Source organism: Mucilaginibacter celer (assembly GCF_003576455.2).
Taxonomy (GTDB): domain Bacteria; phylum Bacteroidota; class Bacteroidia; order Sphingobacteriales; family Sphingobacteriaceae; genus Mucilaginibacter; species Mucilaginibacter celer.
Window position 1 is genome coordinate 1,794,850 of record NZ_CP032869.1, and the last position, 24,863, is coordinate 1,819,712.

Consider the following 24,863-nt stretch of genomic DNA (forward strand, 5'->3'; position numbering starts at 1 on the left):
ATGGACGGCAAACTGATCAAAATAAACTTACCCGGCGGCGTGATCTCTGCAGGCGATCTGTACGAAATGCTGATCATCGCGCAAAACGCGGGTGCTAAAAATGTACGCTTTGGTAACCGTCAGCAGCTTTTTTTTGAGGCTGATGCAGATAATCTTGAGGCGTTAGAGTTTGATGTGCTTGGCGCAGGGATAGATTACGAAATTGCTGCCGATGAGTATCCCAACGTTACCAGCTCATATATTGCCGATGGTATTTTTAACCACGATAACTGGCTGAAGGAAGGGGTTTATAAAGATATTTTCGATCTGTTTAATTATAAGCCGCAACTTAAGATCAACATTGTAGATAGCAGCCAAACCTTCGCGCCCTTCTTTACAGGTAACCTTAATTTCATCTCTTCGGCGGTTAGTAACTACTGGTACCTGTATATCCGCTTTCCAAAAACCAATAGCCTATATTGCTGGCCGGTTTTGGTTTATTCGGATGATATCCCGGCTATGGGTAAAGCCGTGCAGAAGGTGATACTTGCCAACAGGAAATTGTTTTATGATAAGCCTGAAGCTGATGGCAACTTGCTTTATGAATTGGTAACGGCCGACAATAAATTCGTTATTCAATCCATCGAGCAATCACTGGTTATTCCTGAATTTCAGTTGCCTTATTACGAGGGGTTCAACAAGCAACAGGGTAATAAATACTGGCTGGGTATTTACCGGCGCAATGAGCTTTTTGATATCGAATTTTTAAAGGAGATCTGTAATATCTGCCTGCAAACAAGGGTAGGGCAGTTGTATGTTAGTCCATGGAAATCCCTGCTGGTAAAAAATATCGAACTGAAACACCGGCCTCTCTGGGGAGATTTGCTTAATAAATACAGGATAAACATCAGGCACGCCTCCAACGAATTAAACTGGCAGGTGGAGGATCTATGCACGTCGTGCCTGGAATTAAAGCAGCAGTTAGTCCGCGAATTTGAAGAGGCTGATTTGCGTACATACCGTCTTAGTTTTGCCATCAAACGCTCGCCCAAATCAGGAATTTATGGATCCATAATGATCCGCGAACGCAGGCCGGATGAGTATGAGATTATCCACACCCGCGATTTTAACCATAACACCCGCGATTTTGTGGCTTATAAATCGGAGGTAAGCAAAGCAGAATTAAGTAAACATCTCATTGAGCTTTGCGATTTTTTTTACCGGCAACTAAGTAATCAGCAGGTGTTTTTGCAGAAAAATGAAAGCCGGGACGAAATGCTTTCAGACAAAAAAATAATCTTTCAATGCAAATGGTGCCTGACTGTTTATGATGAACTATATGGCGACCAGATAAATCAAATACCGGCCGGACAACCATTTGAAACGATAGCAGTTTACGAATGCCCAACGTGCGGCGCACCTAAACATGATTTTAAAACTCTCGAGATGGTTTAGCGGCTGGCATTGCGCCAGGTAGCTGCTTTAGCTTTCACTCATTTCTTAAACTTTTCACGGGGTTAGCGGTCGCAGTTCTAAAAGATTGAAAACTGATTGTTGTTAAAGCTATAAACGCAACCAGTGTGGTTGAAAGGGCAAATATCCACCAGTTGATATCTGTTCTGTATGCAAAATCCTGTAACCAGTTTTGCATGGCATACCATGCTATTGGAATGGCGATTAATGAGGCGATGACCACCAGTTTCAGGAAATCTTTTGATAGCATTACTATCACGTTAGTGGTAGAAGCACCCAAAACTTTGCGGATACCAATTTCTTTGGTACGTCGTTCTGCCGTGTGCATGGCCAGGCCAAACAGCCCCATGCATGCTACAATAACCGATAACAGGGTAAATACGCTGAATACCTTGCCCATAGTTTGATCTGTTTTGTACAGTTCGTTGTATTGCTGATCAAGAAAATTATAGTCAAAAGGGTATTCGGGCAAAAAGCTCTTCCATACGGATTGAATTTTTGCAATGCCTTTTGAATAGTCGCCCGGCCGGAGCCTTACAGCGATATAAGACGTGCGGGTTATATAATTGCCGGATTTGGTATAGAATAGCGCCCAGGGAGTGATTTGATCGTGCAGGGAGAGCGCGTTAAAATCTTTCACGATACCGATCACTTCAAAACGTTTATTATAGCCGCCGGGATAAACAAGATGTTTACCAATGGGATTTTTCCAACCGGTTAGTTTTGCAGCCGAAGCATTTAATATTACCGAAGTTGAATCATTAAACGCCTTCGAAAAATTCCGGCCCGCGATAATGCGCAGCTTAAGCGTTGGCACAAAGGCCTCATCCACCATATAGGATGACAGATCCAATCTTTTTTCGGGCGAGCCCGGATTTTCTCCATCCATTTCAGGCTTATACTCATCCTCAAAATATTTTTCTGAAGCGGGCAGATTGGTGCTGATTGTTGCATTGGCAACCTCCGGTAATTTTAAAACTTCCTGCCTGAAATTTTCCTCGTTGTTCAGCAGCCATTCGGCATCGCCAATCACCAGTACATTCTCCTTGTTATAACCCAGATCCTTTGATCTGTTGTATTGCAGTTGCCTGTATACTACGATGGTACAGATGATCATAGCCGCCGAAACCGCGAACTGAAATACCACCAGTACGTTACGTGTTGAAAAGCCGGTTTGGGATATGATAGCATCGGCCTTGCCTTTTAACACTATAACCGGCTTAAAGGAAGTGAGAAAAAACGCAGGGTAGCTACCGGCAAAAAGTGCGGTGAGCAGGATAAGCAGTAACAAACCAAAGCAAATACGTAGGTCATAAAGCTCACTGATTGAAATTGACCTGGATGCCAGTTGGTTAAACCCCGGTAATGCGATGATGACAATAATCAGGGCAATAATTGAAGCTACAATGGTACACACCAAAGCCTCCGTTAAAAATTGCCATACCAATTGCCTGCGCGCTGAGCCCAACACTTTACGTATGCCAATTTCCCTGGCACGTTTAGCCGATTGGGCAGTGGCCAGGTTCATAAAGTTTACACAAGCCAGCAGGATAATGAACAAGGCGATAGCCGAAAATATATAAAGGTATTTGATATCGCTCGCCACAAAATAACGGTTGCCGATCTGGGCAGAATAAAAATGCATATCAGCTATCGGCTGAAGCAGCACTTCATATTTATTGCCTTTTTTAAGATACTCATCAAACGGCGTACCTATACGGCGAAATGCCGTGGCGGCCTGAACTCTTACCATGGCCGGAAAACGAGCCACAAGTTTTTGAATATCTGCCGGCGTATTGGGCACTTTTGGCTTTAGTTTAATAAAGGTGCCTGTTTGCAGCCAAACCCAACTCCAGCTAAAATGTTTGATAACCGGCATAGCCAGGTTGCACTGCAGTATCTCAAATTGCAATGACGATTGCTCCGGAAGATCCTTCAGCACAGCGGTAACAGTAAAAGGTGCATCGTATCCGTCAAATATGAGAGTTTTACCAATCGGATCGGTCTCACCAAAATATTTTTTCGCACAGCTTTCGGTTAGCACAACTCCACCTGGCCCGTTAAGGCATGTAGCAGCATTGCCCTTAAGCAGCGGATAGTTGAAAAATTGAAGAAAGTTGGAATCAACCGACAAACATTTTTTCTCTGTCATCGCTTCACGCTGCCCGTTTTTTACAAAGTGCACAACCTCATCGCCCGGCATGTAAATACGCGTATAACTTTCAATTTCGGGAAAATTGGTTTGCAAAGCCTCGCCTAAAGGCGGTGGCGTGTGTGCCGCAATAAATTCATTATTGCCATCTTTTTCGTGGATGTTAACGCGGTAAGTGCGGTTGGCATCCTTAAAAAAGTTATCGTAGCCCAACTCATTCTTTATATACAAACTAATCAGCAGTACACTGGCTAACCCTATGGCCAAACTGCTTATATTGATTATTGATACACTGCTGTTGCGAACAAGGTTTCGGTAAGCGATCTTAAAATAATTGCGGATCATGACATGGCGTTTTAAAGTTCCCGAAAGCCGGTTTTCCGGGCTTTCCTGATGCAATATTATCGTTCGCAAATGTGGTTGCATAGCCAACTTATCATTTGGCAACACTTTCTTCAGGTTGTTTTTGTATTCAACAGGAGTTTTGCCGGTAATCTCTTTGAAAAGCCGGTTAAAAGTTCTCTGTGAGTTGAAGCCGCTTTCAAATGCTATGCCCAGCAGGGTAAGCCGCTCATAAGCCGGGTCTTTCATTTTTCGTGAAACTTCTCTTACGCGTAGTTCATTAATAAAGTCGTTGAAGTTTTTCTTCAGGCCGTTATTAATGATCCTGGACAAATCGTGCGGGTGGATGCCTAATTTTACGGCAAGCGAAGCCAGGGTGAGATCGGCGTCTTCGTAAAGGCGGCCGACAGCCACTGCCTCTCTCAACCGGCGTGCTTTTTCTAAATCGTCGGCATTTGCATTAGCCAGTGGCACACGGGTATCCGTTTTCAATATAGCTTCCGCTGCCATGAAGATCAACACCCAGGCGATAGCCAAAAAGAAAACCTGGTTTAAGGTTGTAAACAGGCAAAGCAAGCCGAGCAGGAGGAGGGTTTGATTCAGTCGCCGGAAAGCATATCGTGGCCGGTCCATTAATACGGGTTGCAAACTATCGTAAAAACGCTGAATTAGTCTGCAAGTAAGAAATATGTAAACGATAATCGACAGTAAAATCAGCGGTTGCGGGACCCAGTAACTTGCCAGTAAGGGACTAAAGTGTAGCCAATGTTTCCGGTGCCAACTACTATCAGTCCGGGTTAGCGTGCGTACATAAAAATAAAGCAGCGGACCGACTGCCAATGGCAACACTAAAGCCGGCACTGCAAACTCAAGTACTGTTGCACACAGGGCCAGGCTAAGCAAACGATTGGCTGTTTGATTATCCTTTTTAATGAACCACAATAACAAGGCAAGCATCAAGCCTGCAAATAATGTTGCAAGGCAGGTTAATTCATAAGGTGCGATATGATTTAATATTGAGTTCAAACAGTTTTTTTGCTCAATCTTTATTCCGAAATTATAAACTACTGAAAAACAATAATTTATATAAATTAACATGGTTTGATTGTAATGAAACCGTACGAACGGGCGTTCGTTTTTAAACGGCAGATTTAACAGGTAGTAGTGTTACCTTGGTATGATATATCTCCCATATAGCAACAAAATGGGAATCATCAGGCAATTGTGCCCGAAAACTGTTTTCGGCTTATGCTGTCAACGCGTAATCGCTGAGTATCTCAATAAATTTGATCGAAAATTCACCTCCCACAGGTCAATAACTGTAGGAGGTGTTTTTTTTGAATAAAATCCATTTTCAGGCTTCCGTTTGCTTGGGTATTCTATTATAAAAAGAAACTATTACGGCTGCTTTTTATTAACTGTCCACTCGGCCATTTGAAAATCACGGGCGCCATTATTTACCTTTATGCTTAGCCTGTAAAATTTGTAAGCTACATTGTTGTTAAAGTGGTAGATGATCCGCTGAAAACGGTTGGCAAAAACTTCGTTATTTTTACTGTGGAGATTTATCCAACGGATGCCGTCTTCCGAACCCTGCAGGATCCATCCTTTAGGGTCACGATCTGGCGAGTCATTGGCCGACGTCATGGTGTAGGCACCTGCGACAGCTGGTGTGTTAAGTTCATATTTCAAAACCAGGTCGCCGGAGAAACCTGATTGAAAAAATTTGGTGTTCGGATCACCATCAACTACCTTTAATGAACCCTCGCCGGCATTTGGGCCGCCTCCGTTATCACGCGATACGGTGAGCGTGCCACCTATGGTTTTAAAATAACTCTCACCTACTTTGGTGCGGTCAAAGTTAGGGTCGGCTACATTCAGTATTATTTCACGGGCAGACGAAAATCCCTGCGAATTGCGGGCGGTGAAAGTTACGTGATATAAGCCATCAAACGCATAACGGTGTTTAGGTGCGATTGCTGTAGATGTACTGTCGTCACCAAACTGCCACAGGATATCCTTATAATTAGTGGCTGTACCGGTAAATTGATAGCTTAAAAAATCAACGCTATCTGTTCGCGCAGCAGTAAAATTCACAACAGGTAGTGGCTCATCCGGTTTGGGTTGTGGTGCGGGCTTATCTTTTTTACACCCGGCAAACAACAAGGCCGCTGTTGTAAATACCGATATAATGTGCAATGCTTTTTTCATGTCTTTAATTTTTTTCCATTGATCTGTTTTGGCTCAGGGTGCCGGGAATAACTGGCTTTGCGGTATGATCCTCCTCCCGTTGATACCGGCCGACGGCACTTCAAAAGTTAAACGGGCACGCTGGCCGCCTACGTTTTCACGATGATCGGCCTCTATTTTGTAGCGTTTACCACGTTCTAAAAATATTTTGGCGTTGCGGCTATCTTTATCCCATTCGGTGGTAAAATCGTTAATAATGGCCTTGCCATCAATAAATAATCTCGATCCGTCGTCCCATTCGTTTTGCCAAAACACGTACTCGCCTCTAACCGGTGCAAGGAACTCGCCGGTCCACCGGGTGGAGAAATTATCATGACTGATGCCTGGTATCGCAGCCTGCCAAACCCCGTCGTTGGGCCAATCAATGGTGGGTTCTATTTGTACAAGATCGGGCTTTCTGCCGTCAAAATCAAGTAGTTGGTTGTTTGAAAAGTATTCAGCTTTTAAACCCGTTCCGTTACCGGTTATGTACGAGTTGTTATCCAGGTTAACTTCCGGTTGTACCAAAACTATCAGTCTGCTGTTTGTTGGATGCAGGATGTGTTTTGTAGGATTAACCAAACTCACTACAAAGCCAAAGCGTTTGTTGGCAACTATATTCGCATCAAAAACAGGCCATCCAATGGATAAACGGATTACGGCGGTACTGGCATTGGAGTTTACCCTGATCTGGGTATCAATGTTAAACTGATCGGGTTTAAGCGCGATAGTGTTGGCTGGCAGTACTTTTTTGCTTACCAAATCAGCTATCGTATCCATATTCAGTTTTACACTCACGTTAAACGCACCGGCCGGTACACCTGCCAGGTTTACTGTTAATGGGATAGTGATGCCTGCAGGCGATGTTGTGTAGTTTTTTTGATAATCGACATCCATAATGCCGCCGCCATTTAAAAGCGACAGGTAATGAATATCCGTTTCTTTAATAAGCGTTTTGGTATCAAGCACCACCAGGATGTTTGATTGACCGCCCTTAATCTGGTTGCCCTTGCCAGGTGCCGTAAGTTTAAACGCAAAAGCCACTTTTTTGCCATAATTAGCCTCTATGGCCGATAACCTGATGCTGGCAACCGATGTTGCTGTATCCGAGCCGAATGCTACATTGATAACACTATTATAGTCAATTGCTCCGGCAGGCAACATTACCGTGTTTTTAAGGGTGCCATTTGCAATCAGCTTGGTTACTGTATCATTGTTAAACGTTACACCCACCTGGAATGCTTTGGTTGCAGGCCCCGATAAGGATATTTTAAATGGCACTTTAACTATTTCGTTCCCGGCGGTTGCATCGCCGGTATTTGCACCTGCACCTGAAATATCCCTGTCGGTATTGGGGATTGGCTTCAGATCATCAAGTGCATTGTTTTTGCAGGCTGCCGCTACCAGGATCATTAATCCGATAAGCAAAACATAGCTGTATTTTTTCATCATCAAATAATTTAGTTTTTAATGGTTATCATCTATTGATCAAGCCAAACGCGGCCATCAAGTCCCCAGGCTTGCCTGTTGGGGATCCTGAACCAGTTTATGATCTGGGCCGGTATATCAGCCGTTTGCGGAACAAACTGGGCAAGTGCTCCTGCCGGCGGCGGGCAAATCAGGTCATTAAAATCCTCCCATTGGTAATTACCTTTCAATTTAAAATCCCGCGCCTGCGGACCAACATCTCTGATCCTGTCGCCCTGGCCGTCTGTACCCGGCCAGTAGGCTGCTAAAAAAGTGTAGTAGGGGTGGCCTTCGCTGATGGAGGTTTCGCAGGCGTAATTTCCAATCACGGCATCGGGTACATCTACCTTAAAAAACCTGATATCTGTTACGTATACATCCGGCGTGCCGTGTCCATTACCATTTAAGTAGCCCAGTTTTAGCTTACTGTTATTACTGAGGCTTCCTGATTCGGTTATATCTAATTCATTATTGAAAACCCCGTTGGTATATGTTCTGATATACCGCCTGCCCGCACGTATTTCACATTTAACCGAAAGGTTTTGCCATTGGCCTTTTGGTAAATCGCCGCCGCGGCACTGGTGATAATCGCCATCCTTGGTACCCCGGTATTCAAAATACCAGTAAGTATCTTCAAGATAAATTACCCAGCCAACACCCGGGTGCCCGGATGACCATTCGGGCCTTTTACCCAAAATACTTGGCCAGAAGAATTTATCCTCATTCTTTTTAACCTTCAGCTCGATGGTGAATTTGGTAGTATCATCTATATTAAAAATATCGGCGGTATCTATCTCGGCCCTTATACCGGTATCCTTCAAACGTACAGTACGCCCCAGGTACCTGTTGCCGGTAAATGGTTTACCTATAATCCTTTGTTTATATTTCGGGTTGTAATAAATGGTGAATGTATTGGCCGCCGTGTTACTGAAAACGGTGTTGTCATTTTCATTTGGTGGAATATTAAACTTTCCGCCACCGCTTGAAGCAATCACCACCAGCCAGTCCTCATTGGCATAGTTTTTCCTTTTTTTGAGGGCGTCGATGATCTCGCCTACATAGCCGTCAAACTTTTCGATAGCGGCTTTATACTGGGGGAACGAATTATTATATCCGTATTTTGCTCCGGCCTCCCTGATATCATTAAACTGGCCAACTATCAATTGTGCCGTATCGGTATTCAGGCTGTTAACTACAGCGGTTTTAATCTGCTCGTCGGTACTGAACAGTTCGCTTGCTGTAGTGCCCTGCGTTAACTTATTTTTAAAAGTGGCCGATGAAGCGAAAGAAACAATTTTGGCATTCGGCTTTTCTTCTTTTATCCTTTCAAAAAACACCGGGTAAGTTGCAAGGTTGTTCCCGGCAAAATCGTCTGATAACACCTTGTGTTTTTCTTTTTTTACACCGGTTAGCATATTGGCCCAGTTGCTTACATCCCGCGTCGAATCCGGATCGCTCAGGGCAACCCAGCTGTAGATAGAGCTTGGCAGCAATGCCTTTATATTGGGTACATTGGCGCTATTTACCGATGATCCCCTTGCACCATCAACTATCAGGTACAGAACCTTGCGCTCGCCAAACGATGCTTTAGCAGTATCTGTATATTTTTTATCGGGCAGGGTACGCACAAAATCCTTATTACATGATATTGCAACAACGGCCAATGCACAAATAATCGAAAAAATGATCTCCTTGTATTTTTTCCTGTTCTGCATTTCTTTATAAATTATAGGTTGTCATAAAAAATTATTCGATGGTTACGCGTATAATGTTGCTAACCTGTATGTTATCAAATCTGTCGAAATTGCCTATCAGCAATAATGCCCGTTTACCATCGGTTGATTTGGTTTCAATGATATCATACAAAGAACCTGAGAACGGCCCGGTGCTATTGTAGTCTGCTGCAAGCTCACCTTTGGTGTTTAATACCATGAAACCGTTACGGGTAACATTATCATACTTTTTAAAACTGCCGCTCACTACTATCAGCCCGTCATTAAGCTGGCGTGCGAAACCGGGATAACCGCCTTCAAATGTTTTTGCCACAAAAGTTTGATCGAGTGTACCATCCAGGTTAACCAGCGCCATGCTGATAGCCGCTTTGCCATCATAATTTCTGAATATGCCGGTTATGAGGTATTTTTTAGTAATCGGGTTATAGGTTAAGGATGAGATACTGTTATCGGTACCTGTACCTGTTTTAAACGAATCGTCGATGGCTCCGGCGGCTGTTAAGCGCACCAGGCGGCCGGCGGTTTTTTGATCAAACGTGGTAAAGCTTCCAAACAACACCAGTTTTTCCAGCTGATCGGCGTCGGTATGCATGTACGATTCGATAGGGCCATTTGCCGAAGGCAGGCCTTTATTGGTTGCTATGTTAAAGCGGTACGTTTTATCAAGCGATCCATCCAGGTTAAAACGGGCAATCTGCCTGATCTCCGTACTATCCAGGATCACCGTATCGCGGGTAAAATCATGGTTATGTTCGGTATAAACCCGCTTTACATAGTACCTGAAACTCCCGGTTGCCAGTATTTTATTTTGATGCTTGTATATTTTAGAGATATACTCGTTAGTGCCGCCATTAAACTTCGGAAAGTACTTGGTAGTATCCGTTTGCGATGGTCGTCTGTAGGTTTTTACGCCGATGGTATCAATACTGCCATCAACATTTAAGGTTGTAATATTGCTGATGTTTTCGGTGCGTTGGTTGTAGCCACTAAAACCCCCGGCTATAACGTACTTTCCGCCAAGTTCAATAACCCTTGATAATGAACCGTTAGCGGCTTTACCTGTACGGAAAGTGCGATCGAACTCGCCATCGCCCGATGTTCTTACTATGCGGTTAAGCGGCGTTATGATCCCTTTATTATCATAATTGGTAAACCATCCCAGTACAAGGTTACGGCCATCAGCAAGCGGATAAACCTGGTTTACACCACCGTTTGCTCCCGCCGTAGCCCTGAAAGAAGGGTCGATATTAATTAATCCGGATACTTTAAACAGGGGGCCAAGCACCAACTGATCATCAATAGCTATCGATGTAATACCGGTACTGCCAAACGGCGGCACTTTCACTTTGATGGTTGATTCTGTTACTTCGGTAACCTGGCCGGGTTCGCCGTTAAACATAAACTTTATTTTGTCTTTATAAGCCACAAGGCCGGTTGCTTTAAACGTAACCTCGGTGCCTACCCCCCCAACTGCCGGCACTGGTACTGCGTCGCGGCTTAGGGTAACGCCTAAAGGCGGCTTTCCTTCCCCGTAAGGTTCGGAGTAAATTGTTTTATCCTTTTTACATGCCTCTATGCCGAGTGCAAGCAGGACAAGCATGATGATATAGTTAAGTCTTCTCATATTTCAATTGATTACCATTGAAAAAATATTGTTGCTAATGTTTTAATCGGAATGGTGAAGGCCTGCAAAGTAGATCTCCTGGTAAAAATCGTCCTGGTTAAACCCAAAGTAGGCCTCGTTGTACTGCAGGGTATGCACCACGCCATTTTTGGGCTTGATATCCGATGATGAGATCTTATTCCGGAAAACCGCGTTCTGCGCGTTATTGATATCGTAGATATAGCTGATTACCAGTGTACGCGGACCAATATATTTGATGTTATTGGCATCGTCATATATCACGCCAATGTTCAGCACATCGCCGCTGTAGGCATAATAAAGCGCTCCCGGATACTGGTTTTGCAGGTTGATATCTATTTGAGGATAATCTTTAAGGCGGTTAATGCCTTTAAACATATACCGCTGCAGGTACTTTTTCCATATGGCCGAATCGATATCCGATAGATTTTTCACCGTGTCGCGCCCGGCATCAAACAAAAATTTATTTAATGATCCCCTGGTTTTGTTGTTGCCGATGGTTCTTTTGATCACATCATCATCCGGCGCAAAAAAGGTAAAATCGGTTTTGCGGAATGTTTCTTCCATACCGGCCAGTTTTACAATCTGGGCAATGGTATCAAACGGCACTGCTTTATCCTGCAAATATTGCAGCATATCGCCGGGATAGTCGGCCTTGGCTTTGCCTCCGTCTTTATAGTACTCATCGCGTTTACAGCCGGTAAGTACCAGTAAAAGTCCGGCAAACGCAATAATTATATTTTTCATATTGCTTTTCATTACTTCTTAGGGATTGCTTAATTACCTCCGTTAACCCAATACATGTTTAACGACATAAAGGGGTTATTGGCCAACGCGTTACTATTGATAGGCCATGTCCAGGCACCCCGGTTAAATTTATCCAGCGTTAATACATTGTAACTCCATTCGCTGTTCATAATCCGCCGGGTGCGCACCAAATCAAAATAATGGTGTCCTTCGCCCATCAACTCGCGCGATCTTTCCAGAAAGATAAAATCCTTCAGATCCTGTCCGCCGCCACCGGTGTAGAGCGAAGCTTCGGCCCTGGCCCGTATCTTGTTTACTAAAGCGATAGCCTGATCATCCTGTCCCAGTTCGGCAAGTGCCTCCGCGCAAAGCAGAATTTCGCCCGCATACCTGAATATCATAAAGGTGTTATCGGGATTAGCGTCTTCCTCGCCGGTTGCAAAAGAGTTTTGGGCAAATTTCAGCATCATGAACTTTCCGTTATCGGCGTAGATGTCTGAATTAAACCATATAGTTGCACGCTTATCAGCAGTACCAGAATATAGTTTTTGCATATACTCGGCCCTGAAATAAGCAAAGCTGATACGGTGGGTATACTCCGGTCTTTTATATGGGTAATGCAGAAACATATCACCGATAGGGGCAACATTGGTATTCTGATCGCCGTAGTTTATACTGCGGTAAAACTCAAACAAACTCTCGTCCGACCGGCCTTTGATAACCGTAGCCCATTCGGTTATTGGCAGCAGCCTGTAAGCATTACTTTTAATCAGTTCCTGTCCAAAATCGGCAGTTTCCTGGTAATATTTGTTTGCATTGGGTTTGTCAAAGCCGGCATTCCACATGTTCATGTTCATGATCAGCGCGATAACGCTTCCCCGGCTTGCCCTTACACCTTTTAATGCTGGATCGGAATAAGTCCACGGTAAACCATCTTTGTATTTTTTAAGATCGGCGATGCATTTGTTTAAAACCGACACCATGTTTTCACGAGGTAAGGCTGTTGAGTGGAAAGCATCAGTATAATAAGGCACATCACCATAAAGCCGCACCATAAAAAAGTATGCAAGGTTGCGGATAAAAGCCGCTTCACCTTCAAATTGCTTTTTTTCAACCTCTGATACGCCCGGAACGCCCGTTTCCAGTTTTGAAATAAGGATGTTGGCGCTTTGGATTACCTGGTAATAACCTGTCCAATCGGTAATACGATCAAAGTTGTAAAAATTCCAGGGTTGGTTTCCAGCCAACAGCCTGATCAGATCATTCCGGCCCAATACTTCAACGTATGCACGTGCAGGCCCATTGTCTGATTGCGGTTCGTACATAACCTCGCCCGAGCGGTATTCGCCTGTGGCGCCTATAAAATGCGTTTCGTTGACTTTGCCAAAAAAAGCTCTTGACATATCGTAAATATTGGCCACCACGTCATCTTTCGATTGGTAAAAGTTATTACCCGTTAATTTATCAATGGGCTGTACGTTCAGAAACTTTTTACAGGATGGTAAACACAAGCTTGCCGCCGCCGCTAAAATGTATATAACACTTTTTTTCATGATCTTGAGTTTTATTTACTTGTATTGAGTTCGATATTTAAACCTAAATTATAAGTGCGCGGCACCGGGTAACCGCTTGATATATCCCGGCCAAGAGAGGTCACGTTCTCGGGGTTTGGTCCATTATATCCCGAAAATGTGATCAGGTTATTGGTTGAGAAATAAACCCTCACGTTGTTAAAACCAAACTGTCGCACAAATTTTCTGTCGAACATGTAGGATAGCGTAACCGTGTTGATTTTGAGGTATGAGCCTTCTTCCTGCCACAAACTCTGATCGGAACGGAGCGGCTGGATCTGGTTAAACCGCGAAAAGGCGTAGGGGTTAGGGTATTTAGATTGATCACCCGGTTTTCGCCATATATCCAAATCATCCAGCGGTACAGCCGCTAATAAAGCGTAAGGATCGCGCATGATGGATAACCTATCCGATAGGGCGTTATTCAATATCGTTCTCTTGGCTGTATACGTAGCATAAATATTCAACCCGAAGTTTTTATAGTTGATATTGGTAGACATACCGCCGGTAATTAATGGCTGCGAGTTACCGGTTATTTCATAATCGCGGTCGTCAAGGATATAGTCGCCGTTAACGTCTTTAAACCTCGGATCGCCTCCTTTAAAGGCGAGGCCACCGGTTTGATATTTTTTGCCGGTAACAGGGTCTACAGGTACATCGCCATCTGTTGAATAAACGCCCTGGTTTGTTAGCAGATAGTTTGATAAGGTATTTTTACCCACCCTGAAAACGATGTGCTGACGGTTGTTATAATCGAATTTGATATATTGTCCGTTATATTCGGCAGGTAACCTTAGCAAGTAGTCGCGGTTGATAGCGCCGTTAAATGATACCGTCCAATTAAAATCTTTAGCAGTTAGCGGCCTTACAGTTAGCATCAGCTCATAACCAAAATCGGCAATGGACACATCATTACTTGATTTTTTTTGGAAGCCCGTACTATTGGACAAAAACCTGTCGAACAATAAATTGTCAACCTTTTTGTAATAGGTATCAAACGTTAGGTCGACTTTACCCTGCAAAATCGTCATATCAAACCCAAGGTTATATTGGGTGGTAGTGGTTGGCTTTAAGGCCGGGTTAGGTATAAATTCATAGTTAATACCGATGGTTGGGTTATTGTTGAAATTGCCATTCAGGTTGTACAAACCGTAAATACTTTGTAAAGTACCGGTTGGCACAATGTTTTGGCCCCAGGATAACCTTAAGCCGCCTGAGGTAAGCCAGTCCCAGTTTTTAAACCAGTTTTCCTTGTAGTAATTCCATCTGAAACCTGCTGCAGGGTTTTTTGAGTATGGATTCTCCAGGCCGTTTGAGGATGTACCATCCAGTCGGTAAGATAGTTCCAGCACGTACTTCTTTTTATAATCGTAGTTAAAAGAGCCCGCAAAGGATGCGATAGTGGCGTTTCTGTAATTTGATAATACACCCCCCCCCCGTGAGTTATACGAGTCGGAACCTACTGGGCCCTGCAACTGATCGTTAGGGATACGGGTTTGCCTGATGATACCGCTTTGGCCCCCCTGTTTATAGATCTCATTAAATGTATTAACAAAGATGGTATGATCTGCACCGAACGTATGGGCATAAGTAATGGCGTTACGATTATACAAGGTGTAATTACGGCCCGCATAATCATAGATCTGTGCAAACTGAGCATTAGCAGCCGCAGGTGTAAACGTGGATTCGGCATCCGAAGTGTAATCATAACTGATGCTTGAGGAAAGCGCCAGCCCTTTGATAAACTCATAGCGCCCGTCAACATTGGTACGGATGTTCCTGGTGCTGTTACTGTTCTGCGTTTGCAGAGCAGATGTAACGCCATCTGGCGAGAGATAAAAGGAGGGCGGAGGCAACAGGGTAGAAGCCTGTCCGTTAGCGGCTACGCCTTGTTGCAGCAAGCCAACGCCGTTGCCTTTGGCCTGGCTACCCAACGAGCCGAATAACGAACCGAAAAACCTGAACTTATCATTCGGCTTAAACTCCATATTCATATTCAGGTTATACCTGTCGAATCCGGTGTTTTTGATAACGCCTTTTTCTGAGTAAACCCCCATATTGGCCTTGTAGTTAAAGCGGTCGTTTCCGCCGTCTAAGGCTACGTTATGGCTTTGGTTGTGCGTTGTACCATAAAAAATGGATTGCCAGTTGGTTGAGTTGTTCCAGTATGCGTTCAAGCTATCTGCCAGGAACCCGGTTTGCCCCAGTCTCCGTAGCTCATCAATAATGGTAGCGTTGGATAAGATTTGCTGAATTTTTGCCCGGCGCTCGGCATTGCCGCCTATTGTTGCGCGCAGTTGCGGAGTAGCGTTAACAAAGAAGTTGCCTGTATACCGCACCCTTGGCACTTTTGAGTTTCCCCGCTTGGTGGTAATGATAATTACACCGTAGGCACCCCTCGAGCCATACATAGAGGTGGCTTGCGCATCCTTCATTACCTGGATGCTCTGGATATCCTCTACAGGGATCAATGAAAGCGGGCTTACACCCGGTCCCTGGGTTTGGAAACCAAACTCCGCGGCCTTATCGGCATCCAGGGGCACCCCATCAATAATATACAACGGCGAAGTAGGTTGGAGGAATGATTCGCTGCCACTGCCCGATACACTCAGGGCTGATAAACCACGCACCTGTACCGATCCTCTGAAACCGGGAGCACCTGTATTGTTTTGAACGTTTAAACCAGCTACTTTACCTTGCAGCAGGTTTTCAACGTTTGATGTCGGTACATCCTGAATATCCTTGGCTGTTATGGTAACGGAAGCACCCGGAGATGATTCCTTATTCCTGTTTTGGTAGGCCACAATAATTACCTCATTAAGGCCCTTCTTGTCCTCGGTCATCATTATCGTTATGTTTTTTTGCCCGGGTTCGAGTTTTACTTTTTCGGTAACAAAACCTACAAACGTAAATGTAAGGGTACTGTTAGCCGGCACAGAGACGGTAAACTTTCCCTTGTAATCGGTTTGTATCAGGCCTTTATTGCCCAGGTATATATTTACGCCGGGCAAAATTTTGTTAGTTGCTTTTTCAAGCACCGTGCCGGTAACCGTTATATTTTGCGCCTGTGCATAAGCCTCTGTACAGAACAGCGTTATGCAAACGGCAAGCACTATATAAAATAGTATGTGTTTTCTCATCGTGATAAGCTTTAATCGGTTATTCGTCTTCAAACTTTGGATTGTCCTTCAAAAAGTGGAATACTATCTCCCAATCGCCTTTTTTGTAGATGGCGAAATCTATCCCGAAACTTGCCACTACCCGTGTGCCGCCAAAACCAATGCGTGAGTATTTAAATTCGGCATGGTCGCGGGTTCCTCCGGGCGCATAAACTGTTGAGATCTCAACCAATGGAATAGGGTAGGCTACATCGTATTGCACATAGGTGTTGGTTTTCTGCATGTTAAACCCGTGCACTATTTTATCCCAGGTTGTTTCGTTAAATAAGGCCGGGTTCATCTCTACCGAATCTTTGTTCAGGAATTTGAACCTGAGCGAATTGCCGGTGCCACCGGTAAACGGACGGATATAAACCACCACATCTTTCTTATCATCATTACTTTGCAGCGCGATATCGGTTTGGGCACCTATCACACCATTTAAAAACGGTCTGATGTAGTTGCGGCTGGCCGGGTTATAAGGCGTTTTTGGGTGTGGTGCCGGTAAACCTGAATAAATGTTAAAATCATCAGAAGGCTCATAAGGGCGCTCGCGGAACGGTCTTACCTGCAAATCGCGAATCACGGTGCTGCCGCCTGTATTAGTTATTTTAACATCAAAAAAACGGGTATCCTGCGGAAAGTTGGTACTGTCAGTTGCCCTTGGCGTGATGAGCGCGTTGGTGGATGAGCCCCACATAATGAACTCGCCCGACGAACGTACTTCAAACAAAGGATGATCCTCCAGTTTCCGTTTGGCCTCAATCTCGGCCAGGCTTTTTTCAAGCCCGTTGTAAGGGGCCGTCCATACATAGGTTGGCTTTTTTTGAAACAGATCGGTAACCGGCCTGCCATCGCCAAATCGCGCGTTAATAATCTCAAACTTCAATGGTTGGGTTGAGTTATCGCCATTAAAACCACCCATTAAAGTGGTGCGCCCTAAAATTGGTTCAAAAACTTTGTTGGCGTAGTTTACATTGTTACTCAGGTAATCCTTCTCATCCGGAATCCCGTACATCTTTTTACAACTACTCAGCGCGGCTGCAACAACCAGCAGAGCTACGGATCCCATTTTTATGAATGCTCGCATGTCTTTTCGTTTTTTTATCGCATTAATATTTTGATCTTCCATCTTTACTTCACTTTATTGATAGTCCATTCTGCCAGTTGGAAAAGGCCACCATCGCGCAGCTCGGTAATATCTACCCGGTAAAACTTATAAGGTGTGGTATTGGGGCACCTGAAAACTTTGGTCTGGTATCGTTCCTCAAAAAAGAAATTGCTGCGGCGATCCAGCTCAGTCCAGATTTTACCATCATTTGAGCCTTCATAAGTCCATGCACGTGGGTCACGTTCAGGAGCATCATTGGCAGAGGTAAGTGTGTAAACACCCGATACTGCCGGTTCATTCAACTCAAACTGCATCCATAAGCGTCCCTGTAGTTCGGCAAGGAATTTGGTATGGTCATCGCCGTCGATAACTTTTTTAGAGCCTTCGCCGTTATCCGGGCCGCCATTGTTATCTCTTAAAACAGTAAGCTTGCCGCCTATCAGCGTCATGAGGTTTGGCGGAGGCGGAACAAAGGTTAAGCGCGATACAAATTCATCAAAACCGAAAATGTGATCAGGACTCACCACATGCACGATCCCGTTTTTGGTACTGATGTTATTAGAACCCGTTGTGGTGGTAGACCAGTTTCTGACAAACTTGCTCCGTTTGGTATTGCTGAATTCAATAACATCCGGGCCGCCGCCGTTAAGGCCGGAGGCCGATATTTTAACAACCTTGCCATGCATAGGATATCCAAAACGCACGCTCGGAAGATCGAGCCCATCCTGCAGCAGCAACGAGTCTGTTGTTTTTTTACCCCTGATTATGTAGTAAGAAACCATGGTATCCAATTGTACACCGTCAATCTTTGCCAAAAAAAGCGGATCTTTATCGCTTTGCCTTCTTAACGTATTAAGGTTATTAATGGCCAGCTGAAAACTTGGGTTGGTAACTGCGAATAGGGTAACGTTGCTGTCCATCAAGGTTTGTTGCAGGCCCATCCTGTTTATTACCGCCAGCAATGAATCGTATACACCGGGTTTGCTTTTCAGATACTCGTAGGTGTTGCCGGCAAATTTTGAGTTTGTGCCTGTAGCGTCGTGATAACCGCCGTCCTTTTTGCAGGCGGTTTGCAGCAGGGCTGCAACAAACACCGGCGTTAAGGCACACATATATTTTATCAACTTTTTCATATATGGTCAGTTTATTTCCAAAATGGGTTTTGAGTTAACAGGTTATTCTGTGCGATGAGCTTACGCGATACCGGCCAGTAAATTCCCTGCGAATTGATGAGTTTGAGAAATGCCGGGTTGTTTTGTTTGATCTTGTTGTACCTGACCAGATCGTACCAGCGTTGGCCTTCGCCCATCAGTTCGCGGTGGCGTTCTTTAAATATCAGTTCGATAATATCCTGGTTACTGTCGATAGTAATTTCTGTCATGCCGCGTCGGGTCATTATAGAAGTTACTTCATTGATGGCTCCGTTCACATCGCCCAATACAGCCAACGCCTCGGCCCTGAGCAGTACCACATCCTCTATCCTTGTAAAAATCAATGCGCTGGTGAAGTACCTGAAGGTAGGATCAGAAACGCCTCCCTGAATCACCTTTATCTTGCTGAAAATGGGATACTTGCCATTGATATTGGTAAAGTATCGCTCGCTGCGTGGCTGGCCGAGGGTATCAATACTAAAGCGCTCGTCTTTAGGCATATCGAATATTTTCAGAATGGTATCTTTAGGCATATAGATATCCGGAACCTTTTTATTTACTACAGGCTCGGCCAGTGTTAATTCCTCGAGGTGACCGGCTACAGATCCTTCAACATGTCCCCAATCCGAGTTGAAACCAAACATCTGGCTGGTGTTTTTATTGAAAAAGAAACCGTTTGATTTGGTCAGGTCTTCCGTGCTTTGAAAATTGATACCGCTTTTGCCATAGTTATCTTCCACAAATTTGGTGTAGGTAGCTACCTCCGTATAGTTTCCCTGCCAGGCCGCCAAATGGGCCAGAACCGCATAGGCTGTGTTTTTTGTAGCTAAAGCACCGCCCCAGCGGGTCGAGTTTTCATTATAGTAATTACCCGGCTGCTGAACATCGTTATTGCTGTATACAAAAGGCAGATCGGCGGCTGCTTTGAGCATTTCCTGTTGCGCCCAGATTAATATTTTGCCGCCGCTTTCGCGGGCCTGGTTTTCAAACTTGCCATCGTGAGATGAAGTAATGAAAGGCACATCCCCCCAAATCCTTACGATATAGAAGTAGGTGAAAGCCCTCAGAAAACGAGCCTGGGCAACATCTACTATCATATTATTTTCGGTGTACCGCTTATCGGCCGCTTTTACATCACCTACGCGTTCAAGAAAAATGTTGGCAGCGTTGATGATGGCATAAAACCTTGTCCAGTCGGATAAAGCATCAACGGTAGGGTAGGATGCGTTGAGCTGGTTGCTTGAAATCGCTTTCAGATCCTGCCGGTTGGGGCTGATAAATTCGCCGGTGCGCACATCGCCATAAAGCCAGTGCCCATCATTATCAGATAGCGCGGCACGCGTAAGCGCGTACACACCCAATATGCCGGCCCGTGCATCTTCAAGCTTATTCCACATGTTTTTTTCGCCCACAACCCGCGTCGAGTCGATATCCAATGTTTTATTGCAGCTTGCTATTGCAGCGCTAAACAGGACGAGGACGATACATAATGTCTTTTTCATTTTTACAACATGATTTTTGTTATCGTTCTTCATATTATAATTCCATTTTTACCCCAAGGGTGTAGGTTCTTGGTATTGGCAGGCCATAACCTGTATCATAGCCATCATAGCTTACCAGTTCAGGATCCTGGCCGGTGTATGGGGTTATAGTAAACACATTATTGGCTGTGGCATACACATAAAACCTGGTTAGCCTGATTTTTTTAAGGCGCATGGCTTTGGTAAGATCATACCCGATAGAAACTGTTCGCAGTTTCAGGAATGAAGCGTTTTCAAGGAAAAGATCCTGATCAACCCGGTAGGGGATAACTGTGCTCCAGGGGTTATACAAAGGGTATTTATTATAGTCTCCACGTTTTTCCCAAAATGTGATCTCTTTAACCGAGTTTACATCGCTGTTGCCTTCGCGGTTAATAAAGTCAAAGCGGCTGGCCATTTCCTGGTGTATCAGGTCGCGGCCCAGGTTGAAGTAAAGGTTGATGTTCAAATTCCAGTTGCCATACCTGAAATTATTATCGTACCCACCTGAGAGTTTTGGTAGCGAATGTCCTTTTAATACCTTATCATTATTATCAATTGCGTTGTCGCCATTGATGTCTCGCCATCTTGGGTCGCCGGCATGCAGGGCTATACCGTTGTATTTAAGGGGCTGTCCGTTTACAACAGGTACTTCGCTTTCTGATTTATAAATGCCGTCGTTAATCAGCAACCAATACTGATCAACCGGGCTGCCCACTTTTAACAGCCTGTTATTAACAATGATCTGATTTAAGCCCCTTGGCAATGCCTTTAGCTTGTTGCTGTTACGGTTAAGGTTTAAGGATGATGTCCAACCAAAATTGGTGTTCCGGATGATATCGGCAGATATTGATACATCTATACCGCTATTGTTCACAGCCATCCCGCTCTCTATCGACTGTTTGTAGCCATACTCGGCAAAAGCCGGGATGCCTATCAGTAAATTTTTTTCCTGTTTCAGGTACCAATCAACCGATAGGTGCAGGCGGTTATTTAGGAAACCGGCATCTGCACCGATATTCAACTGATTAGAGTACGACCACGGGATGCCATAACCAACCCAACCGGTAGCATAAGGCCTGGTAAGCACACCAAACGCGTTATACCCGGGCACGGTTAAATTGCCGGTATAACCAACAGATGCTGTGTACTGAGGGCCTTGCGCGTAATTATCAAAAGCGTTAAGGCGGCCTAAGCGGCCTGCGCTGGCCCTTAAAATGAGATCGTTTATAATCGTGCTGTTATCTAACAATTCCTTTTTTATATTCCAGGCTGCAGATAGCACCGGCGAGTAAAACCACCTGCTTGTGGGCTGGGCATTGGATGATCCGTCGGCGCGCACAGTGGCCGATATAAAATACTTTTCTTTAAATGAATAATCGGTTTTGGCATAAAACGAAACCAGGTTATGCCTTATCTTATCTAAAAAACGGAAGGTTAACTCACGCGGGAAGGCAGTTGGGTTTAAGTAATTTGGATTATCAGATCCATCCGGATTTTTGGGGTTAGAATCCAGCAAGTCGATCTTGATATAGTCATTCACGCCTTTGTAAGCATAGGCATTGCTATACTTATAAGTATCCCATTGAGTTGATTGTCCAACCTCAAAATGAAAATCGTTCACCTTATTCAAGGTCAGATCGTAGCTTGCCTTATTGTCGGCCATTATCCTTTGGCTGTAACCAAAGTAATTGGATGCATAGCTGTTGCCCTGTAAAAGGGTACGCGCGTAAAATACATCGCGATAGCCCTCATTATAATCCACGTTAAAAGTGGTTGTAAACTTAAATCTCCCCAGGTCGATGCCTATTTTGGCATAGCCATCAACAATGTTTATTTTGTTGTTATCAAAACCTTTTTTGTACTGCGCCAGGTAATCGGCATAGTACTCTTTGTTGGGTGGCAATGGGGCGCTGAGATCGGGGAAGTAATTGATCTGGGCAAACCTGTCGCGCAGGTATTTATTGCGCTGCCGGTCCAGCCGGTTGGCATTTACCATAGCCGAAAACAATAACCATTTAATTGGTTTCATGTTGATGTTGAACATGGCGCTATAACGGTTTAGCACAGTTCCATCAGCAATGCCATTGTTTTTCAGATCACCCAATGAGAACCGGAAGTTGGCCCGGTCAGTACCACCCGAAATACCAAAGTTTATACCGTAAACAACCGCGTTGCGATAGTAAAGGTCGCTCCAGTCAGATTTTCCGCTGTAAACATTATTCAGTGAATCGCTCAGGTAGATGGGATAATTTTCATCATCCGAGTATCTGCCATTGGTGGTATAAAGGTCATAAAAGCGCTGCCTGAAAGCATTTTCATACTTGCCGTTGATGGTATTTACATGCGGACGCTGTGCGAGGCCTATATACGAATCAAAAGTGATGCTTTTGGCAGCTACCGGCGTTTTTGAGGTTAAAACGATGACGCCGTTAACTGCGCGCGGCCCGTAAACTGCGGTGGCCGACAGGTCTTTCAATACCTCGATAGAGGCAATATTATTCATGTCAATATGAGCAAACGGGTTGGTAGCCGTCCCCAACCTGTTATAGTCATATAGTTGAATATCATAAGCAAAGGGATGCTCTGTTACCAATGGGATCCCATCCAGCACAACCAGCGGCTGCGACTGGTAAACATCCCGCTGAGAAAGCAACGGCATGGGTGCGCCGCGCATAAACATATTCTGAACAGTACCGGGTTCGCCCGAGGGCTCCTGCACATAAAGGCCGGCAAATTGCCCTTTTAAAAGTTGCTGCAGGGATACAGCGGGAAACTTCGACAGGTCATAAGGTTTTTTGGTAACACTATCCGCCAGTTTATTATACAAAGTACGCCTGATAATATTATTCATACTATCTTTTAGTAATGTATCCTTTGTTGTTGTATCCCGATGGATGTAGGATTTATTATAGAAAGCAGAACGTTTTATCCTGCTTTTTTTACCCTCATTCCCCTTAGCCAAGCATGTAAGTGCATTTGTGGTAATCGCTGCAAAAACCACAAAGCACAGCCATAAGTATCGCATAATGAATGGATCTTTTAGTTTGTGAAATAATTTTTTTGATTTGACGGGCCACGTGCTGTTATGCCTGCAAATGGGTTTGCAGATAACACGCTCCGTTACACTAAGTAGAATGTAGTTTTCTTTTCATAGAATTGATTTACAGGTAAATAAAACAACAAATCAAGAATAATCTGCGCGAATATTGTTGATAGCAGCACACACTTATGCACCCCCGGGGTTCGCCGTTAAAAACGACCATACCCAGGTGTTTTATTTCACCTTTGGTGATTAGGTTAATTAATAAAATTTTTGAAGCCTAAAATCTCAACGGTAGATTTTGAGGCGCAGTCTTGTCAGATGATCGGTTTCTGAAAGATGAGGTACAGATAAATTAGGTTTTTCATGTCGGTGATATTGGTTGTATATTAAAATTACGCAAATCTCGAAACAAGTACGTCAGGTAGCTTAAACGGTTTAGTAAGAACGTATTTTTATAAGTGGTTTTAACAAATATAATTAACAAAAACGTTTTACCAATTAATATTGAAGAAATATTAAATTTTTGCGATTAATAATAATAACAATCGATCACAATTGAAAAAATGTTAAAGAAATGAACGGAATATTGAATTTTTTGACAAGAATATGATGCTTTTAATTGTCAAAAATCTAAGGAAAAGTTAGAATAATGTTCTCAATTTGTTAGGAAAATGTCGTAAAATGTAAGAATTACATTTTTTAGTTAAAACCTTGTAATTCAAACGCTGAATTCCTGGTGTTTTTAAAACAGTAGTCTTTTACTATAACGAAATATCGGATTAGCTTGCTTTAGATGATGAGTTAGAGTTTTTCACTCTTACATAAAGCATAAATTACAACAGGAACTTAAAATTGAATTACCAACGGGAATACAAAAGATACAAACAGATCTGTTCGTCTACATAAACAGATGGGAGGGATGATGGCCGAGCCGCCTATATCATTTTATCACGCTTTTAGAAAATATCACCAAAAGTTTTAATCTGCAAAAAAGCGCCTTGTATAAAGTACGAGGTAGCTCCTTCTTTTTCTTAATAACGTCGGGCAGCTGATATCTTCTTTTTAACATCTACATCAATGTGTAGATAATTTGCAGTATTTTCTACAAACGCGCTTGATCGCTTCGCGCCGGCATTATCAATACCTGGAGTAATTAGAAGGACGGGCGAAACTCCAAAATGTGAATTGTAACAAATTAAATATATAGTCTATAGGTTTTGTAGTTTATTTTTTAATTCCTATTTTTGTCGCCGTACTATTAAAAAAACAAGAGTGATGAACACTTCTTTTACCACCGCCACAGTACTTCCTAAACAGGCACAACAAATGCGCATTGCTCCAAATGCATGTATGTGCTGTTGTTGTAAATAACACTATCTGTTTATTGAAAATAATTACAGCGGGTTAACCAGCCGGCCCTGCATCGCTATGAAAAAACTGATCTGAATTTTAAGGTACTTTAACACAGCTTATGAACTAAAACTATACCCCTGATAAAAAAAGAAACCGGCAAGGAAGCCTTGCCGGTGTGGCAATGACAAA

At 43.8% G+C, this 24,863-nt stretch carries 13 protein-coding genes; 1 reads left to right on the forward strand and 12 read right to left on the reverse strand.

Translation table 11 applies throughout. The annotated features are described in order from the left end of the window. Nucleotides 1-1,434 carry a rubredoxin gene (locus tag HYN43_RS07060; protein WP_119408773.1) on the forward strand — a complete coding sequence of 478 codons (1,434 nt, stop codon included), beginning with the start codon at nucleotides 1-3 and terminating at the stop codon, nucleotides 1,432-1,434. A gap of 34 nt (nucleotides 1,435-1,468) precedes the next feature. Here the strand turns inward: HYN43_RS07060 and HYN43_RS07065 are convergent, their stop codons facing one another. The 12 genes from HYN43_RS07065 to HYN43_RS07120 all read right to left on the reverse strand — a co-directional run bounded on the left by HYN43_RS07065 (nucleotide 1,469) and on the right by HYN43_RS07120 (nucleotide 23,129). Beyond that, nucleotides 1,469-4,972, reverse strand: a complete 3,504-nt coding sequence (locus tag HYN43_RS07065; RefSeq protein ID WP_162996351.1) for an ABC transporter permease — start codon at nucleotides 4,970-4,972, stop codon at nucleotides 1,469-1,471. A gap of 372 nt (nucleotides 4,973-5,344) precedes the next feature. Next, entirely contained in the window at nucleotides 5,345-6,157 is an 813-nt protein-coding gene (locus tag HYN43_RS07070) for a PKD domain-containing protein (RefSeq protein WP_119408775.1), read from the reverse strand. Between the two features lie 33 nt (nucleotides 6,158-6,190). Beyond that, nucleotides 6,191-7,627, reverse strand: coding sequence for a PA14 domain-containing protein (locus HYN43_RS07075; protein WP_119408776.1), 1,437 nt, complete (start codon nucleotides 7,625-7,627; stop codon nucleotides 6,191-6,193). 29 nt (nucleotides 7,628-7,656) lie between these two features. Further along, a complete protein-coding gene (locus tag HYN43_RS07080; protein WP_119408777.1) occupies nucleotides 7,657-9,357 on the reverse strand; it encodes an alkaline phosphatase family protein in 1,701 nt (566 codons plus the stop codon). 31 nt (nucleotides 9,358-9,388) lie between these two features. Further along, nucleotides 9,389-10,975: a DUF5008 domain-containing protein gene (locus HYN43_RS07085; protein WP_162996352.1), complete on the reverse strand. Its 1,587-nt coding sequence runs from the start codon at nucleotides 10,973-10,975 to the stop codon at nucleotides 9,389-9,391. A gap of 66 nt (nucleotides 10,976-11,041) precedes the next feature. Next, complete coding sequence (locus HYN43_RS07090; RefSeq protein ID WP_162996353.1) at nucleotides 11,042-11,764, reverse strand: fasciclin domain-containing protein; 723 nt, start codon at nucleotides 11,762-11,764, stop codon at nucleotides 11,042-11,044. 29 nt (nucleotides 11,765-11,793) lie between these two features. After that, nucleotides 11,794-13,317, reverse strand: a complete 1,524-nt coding sequence (locus HYN43_RS07095; protein WP_119408780.1) for a RagB/SusD family nutrient uptake outer membrane protein — start codon at nucleotides 13,315-13,317, stop codon at nucleotides 11,794-11,796. 11 nt (nucleotides 13,318-13,328) lie between these two features. After that, the gene (locus tag HYN43_RS07100) at nucleotides 13,329-16,475 is read right to left on the reverse strand and encodes a SusC/RagA family TonB-linked outer membrane protein (RefSeq protein ID WP_119408781.1); all 3,147 of its coding nucleotides are present in this window, start codon (nucleotides 16,473-16,475) and stop codon (nucleotides 13,329-13,331) included. Nucleotides 16,476-16,494: 19 nt separating this feature from the next. Continuing rightward, a complete protein-coding gene (locus tag HYN43_RS07105) occupies nucleotides 16,495-17,565 on the reverse strand; it encodes a DUF5007 domain-containing protein (protein ID WP_119409294.1) in 1,071 nt (356 codons plus the stop codon). A 62-nt stretch (nucleotides 17,566-17,627) separates the two neighbouring features. After that, entirely contained in the window at nucleotides 17,628-18,737 is a 1,110-nt protein-coding gene (locus HYN43_RS07110) for a fasciclin domain-containing protein (RefSeq protein WP_119408782.1), read from the reverse strand. Between the two features lie 11 nt (nucleotides 18,738-18,748). Further along, on the reverse strand, nucleotides 18,749-20,257 hold the full coding sequence (locus HYN43_RS07115) for a RagB/SusD family nutrient uptake outer membrane protein (protein WP_119409295.1): 1,509 nt from the start codon (nucleotides 20,255-20,257) through the stop codon (nucleotides 18,749-18,751). Between the two features lie 34 nt (nucleotides 20,258-20,291). Beyond that, nucleotides 20,292-23,129, reverse strand: coding sequence for a SusC/RagA family TonB-linked outer membrane protein (locus HYN43_RS07120; protein WP_119409296.1), 2,838 nt, complete (start codon nucleotides 23,127-23,129; stop codon nucleotides 20,292-20,294). Nucleotides 23,130-24,863 lie beyond the last annotated feature (1,734 nt).

Bases quoted from the DNA above. Each gene is read 5' to 3' on its own strand.
- HYN43_RS07100 (WP_119408781.1), bottom strand. From the start codon at position 16,475: ATGAGAAAACACATACTATTTTATATAGTGCTTGCCGTTTGCATAACG.
- HYN43_RS07075 (WP_119408776.1), bottom strand. From the start codon at position 7,627: ATGATGAAAAAATACAGCTATGTTTTGCTTATCGGATTAATGATCCTG.
- HYN43_RS07120 (WP_119409296.1), bottom strand. From the start codon at position 23,129: ATGAATAATATTATCAGGCGTACTTTGTATAATAAACTGGCGGATAGT.
- HYN43_RS07060 (WP_119408773.1), top strand. From the start codon at position 1: ATGGACGGCAAACTGATCAAAATAAACTTACCCGGCGGCGTGATCTCT.
- HYN43_RS07105 (WP_119409294.1), bottom strand. From the start codon at position 17,565: ATGGGATCCGTAGCTCTGCTGGTTGTTGCAGCCGCGCTGAGTAGTTGT.
- HYN43_RS07095 (WP_119408780.1), bottom strand. From the start codon at position 13,317: ATGAAAAAAAGTGTTATATACATTTTAGCGGCGGCGGCAAGCTTGTGT.
- HYN43_RS07110 (WP_119408782.1), bottom strand. From the start codon at position 18,737: ATGAAAAAGTTGATAAAATATATGTGTGCCTTAACGCCGGTGTTTGTT.
- HYN43_RS07080 (WP_119408777.1), bottom strand. From the start codon at position 9,357: ATGCAGAACAGGAAAAAATACAAGGAGATCATTTTTTCGATTATTTGT.
- HYN43_RS07115 (WP_119409295.1), bottom strand. From the start codon at position 20,257: ATGAAAAAGACATTATGTATCGTCCTCGTCCTGTTTAGCGCTGCAATA.
- HYN43_RS07090 (WP_162996353.1), bottom strand. From the start codon at position 11,764: ATGAAAAATATAATTATTGCGTTTGCCGGACTTTTACTGGTACTTACC.
- HYN43_RS07070 (WP_119408775.1), bottom strand. From the start codon at position 6,157: ATGAAAAAAGCATTGCACATTATATCGGTATTTACAACAGCGGCCTTG.
- HYN43_RS07085 (WP_162996352.1), bottom strand. From the start codon at position 10,975: ATGCTTGTCCTGCTTGCACTCGGCATAGAGGCATGTAAAAAGGATAAA.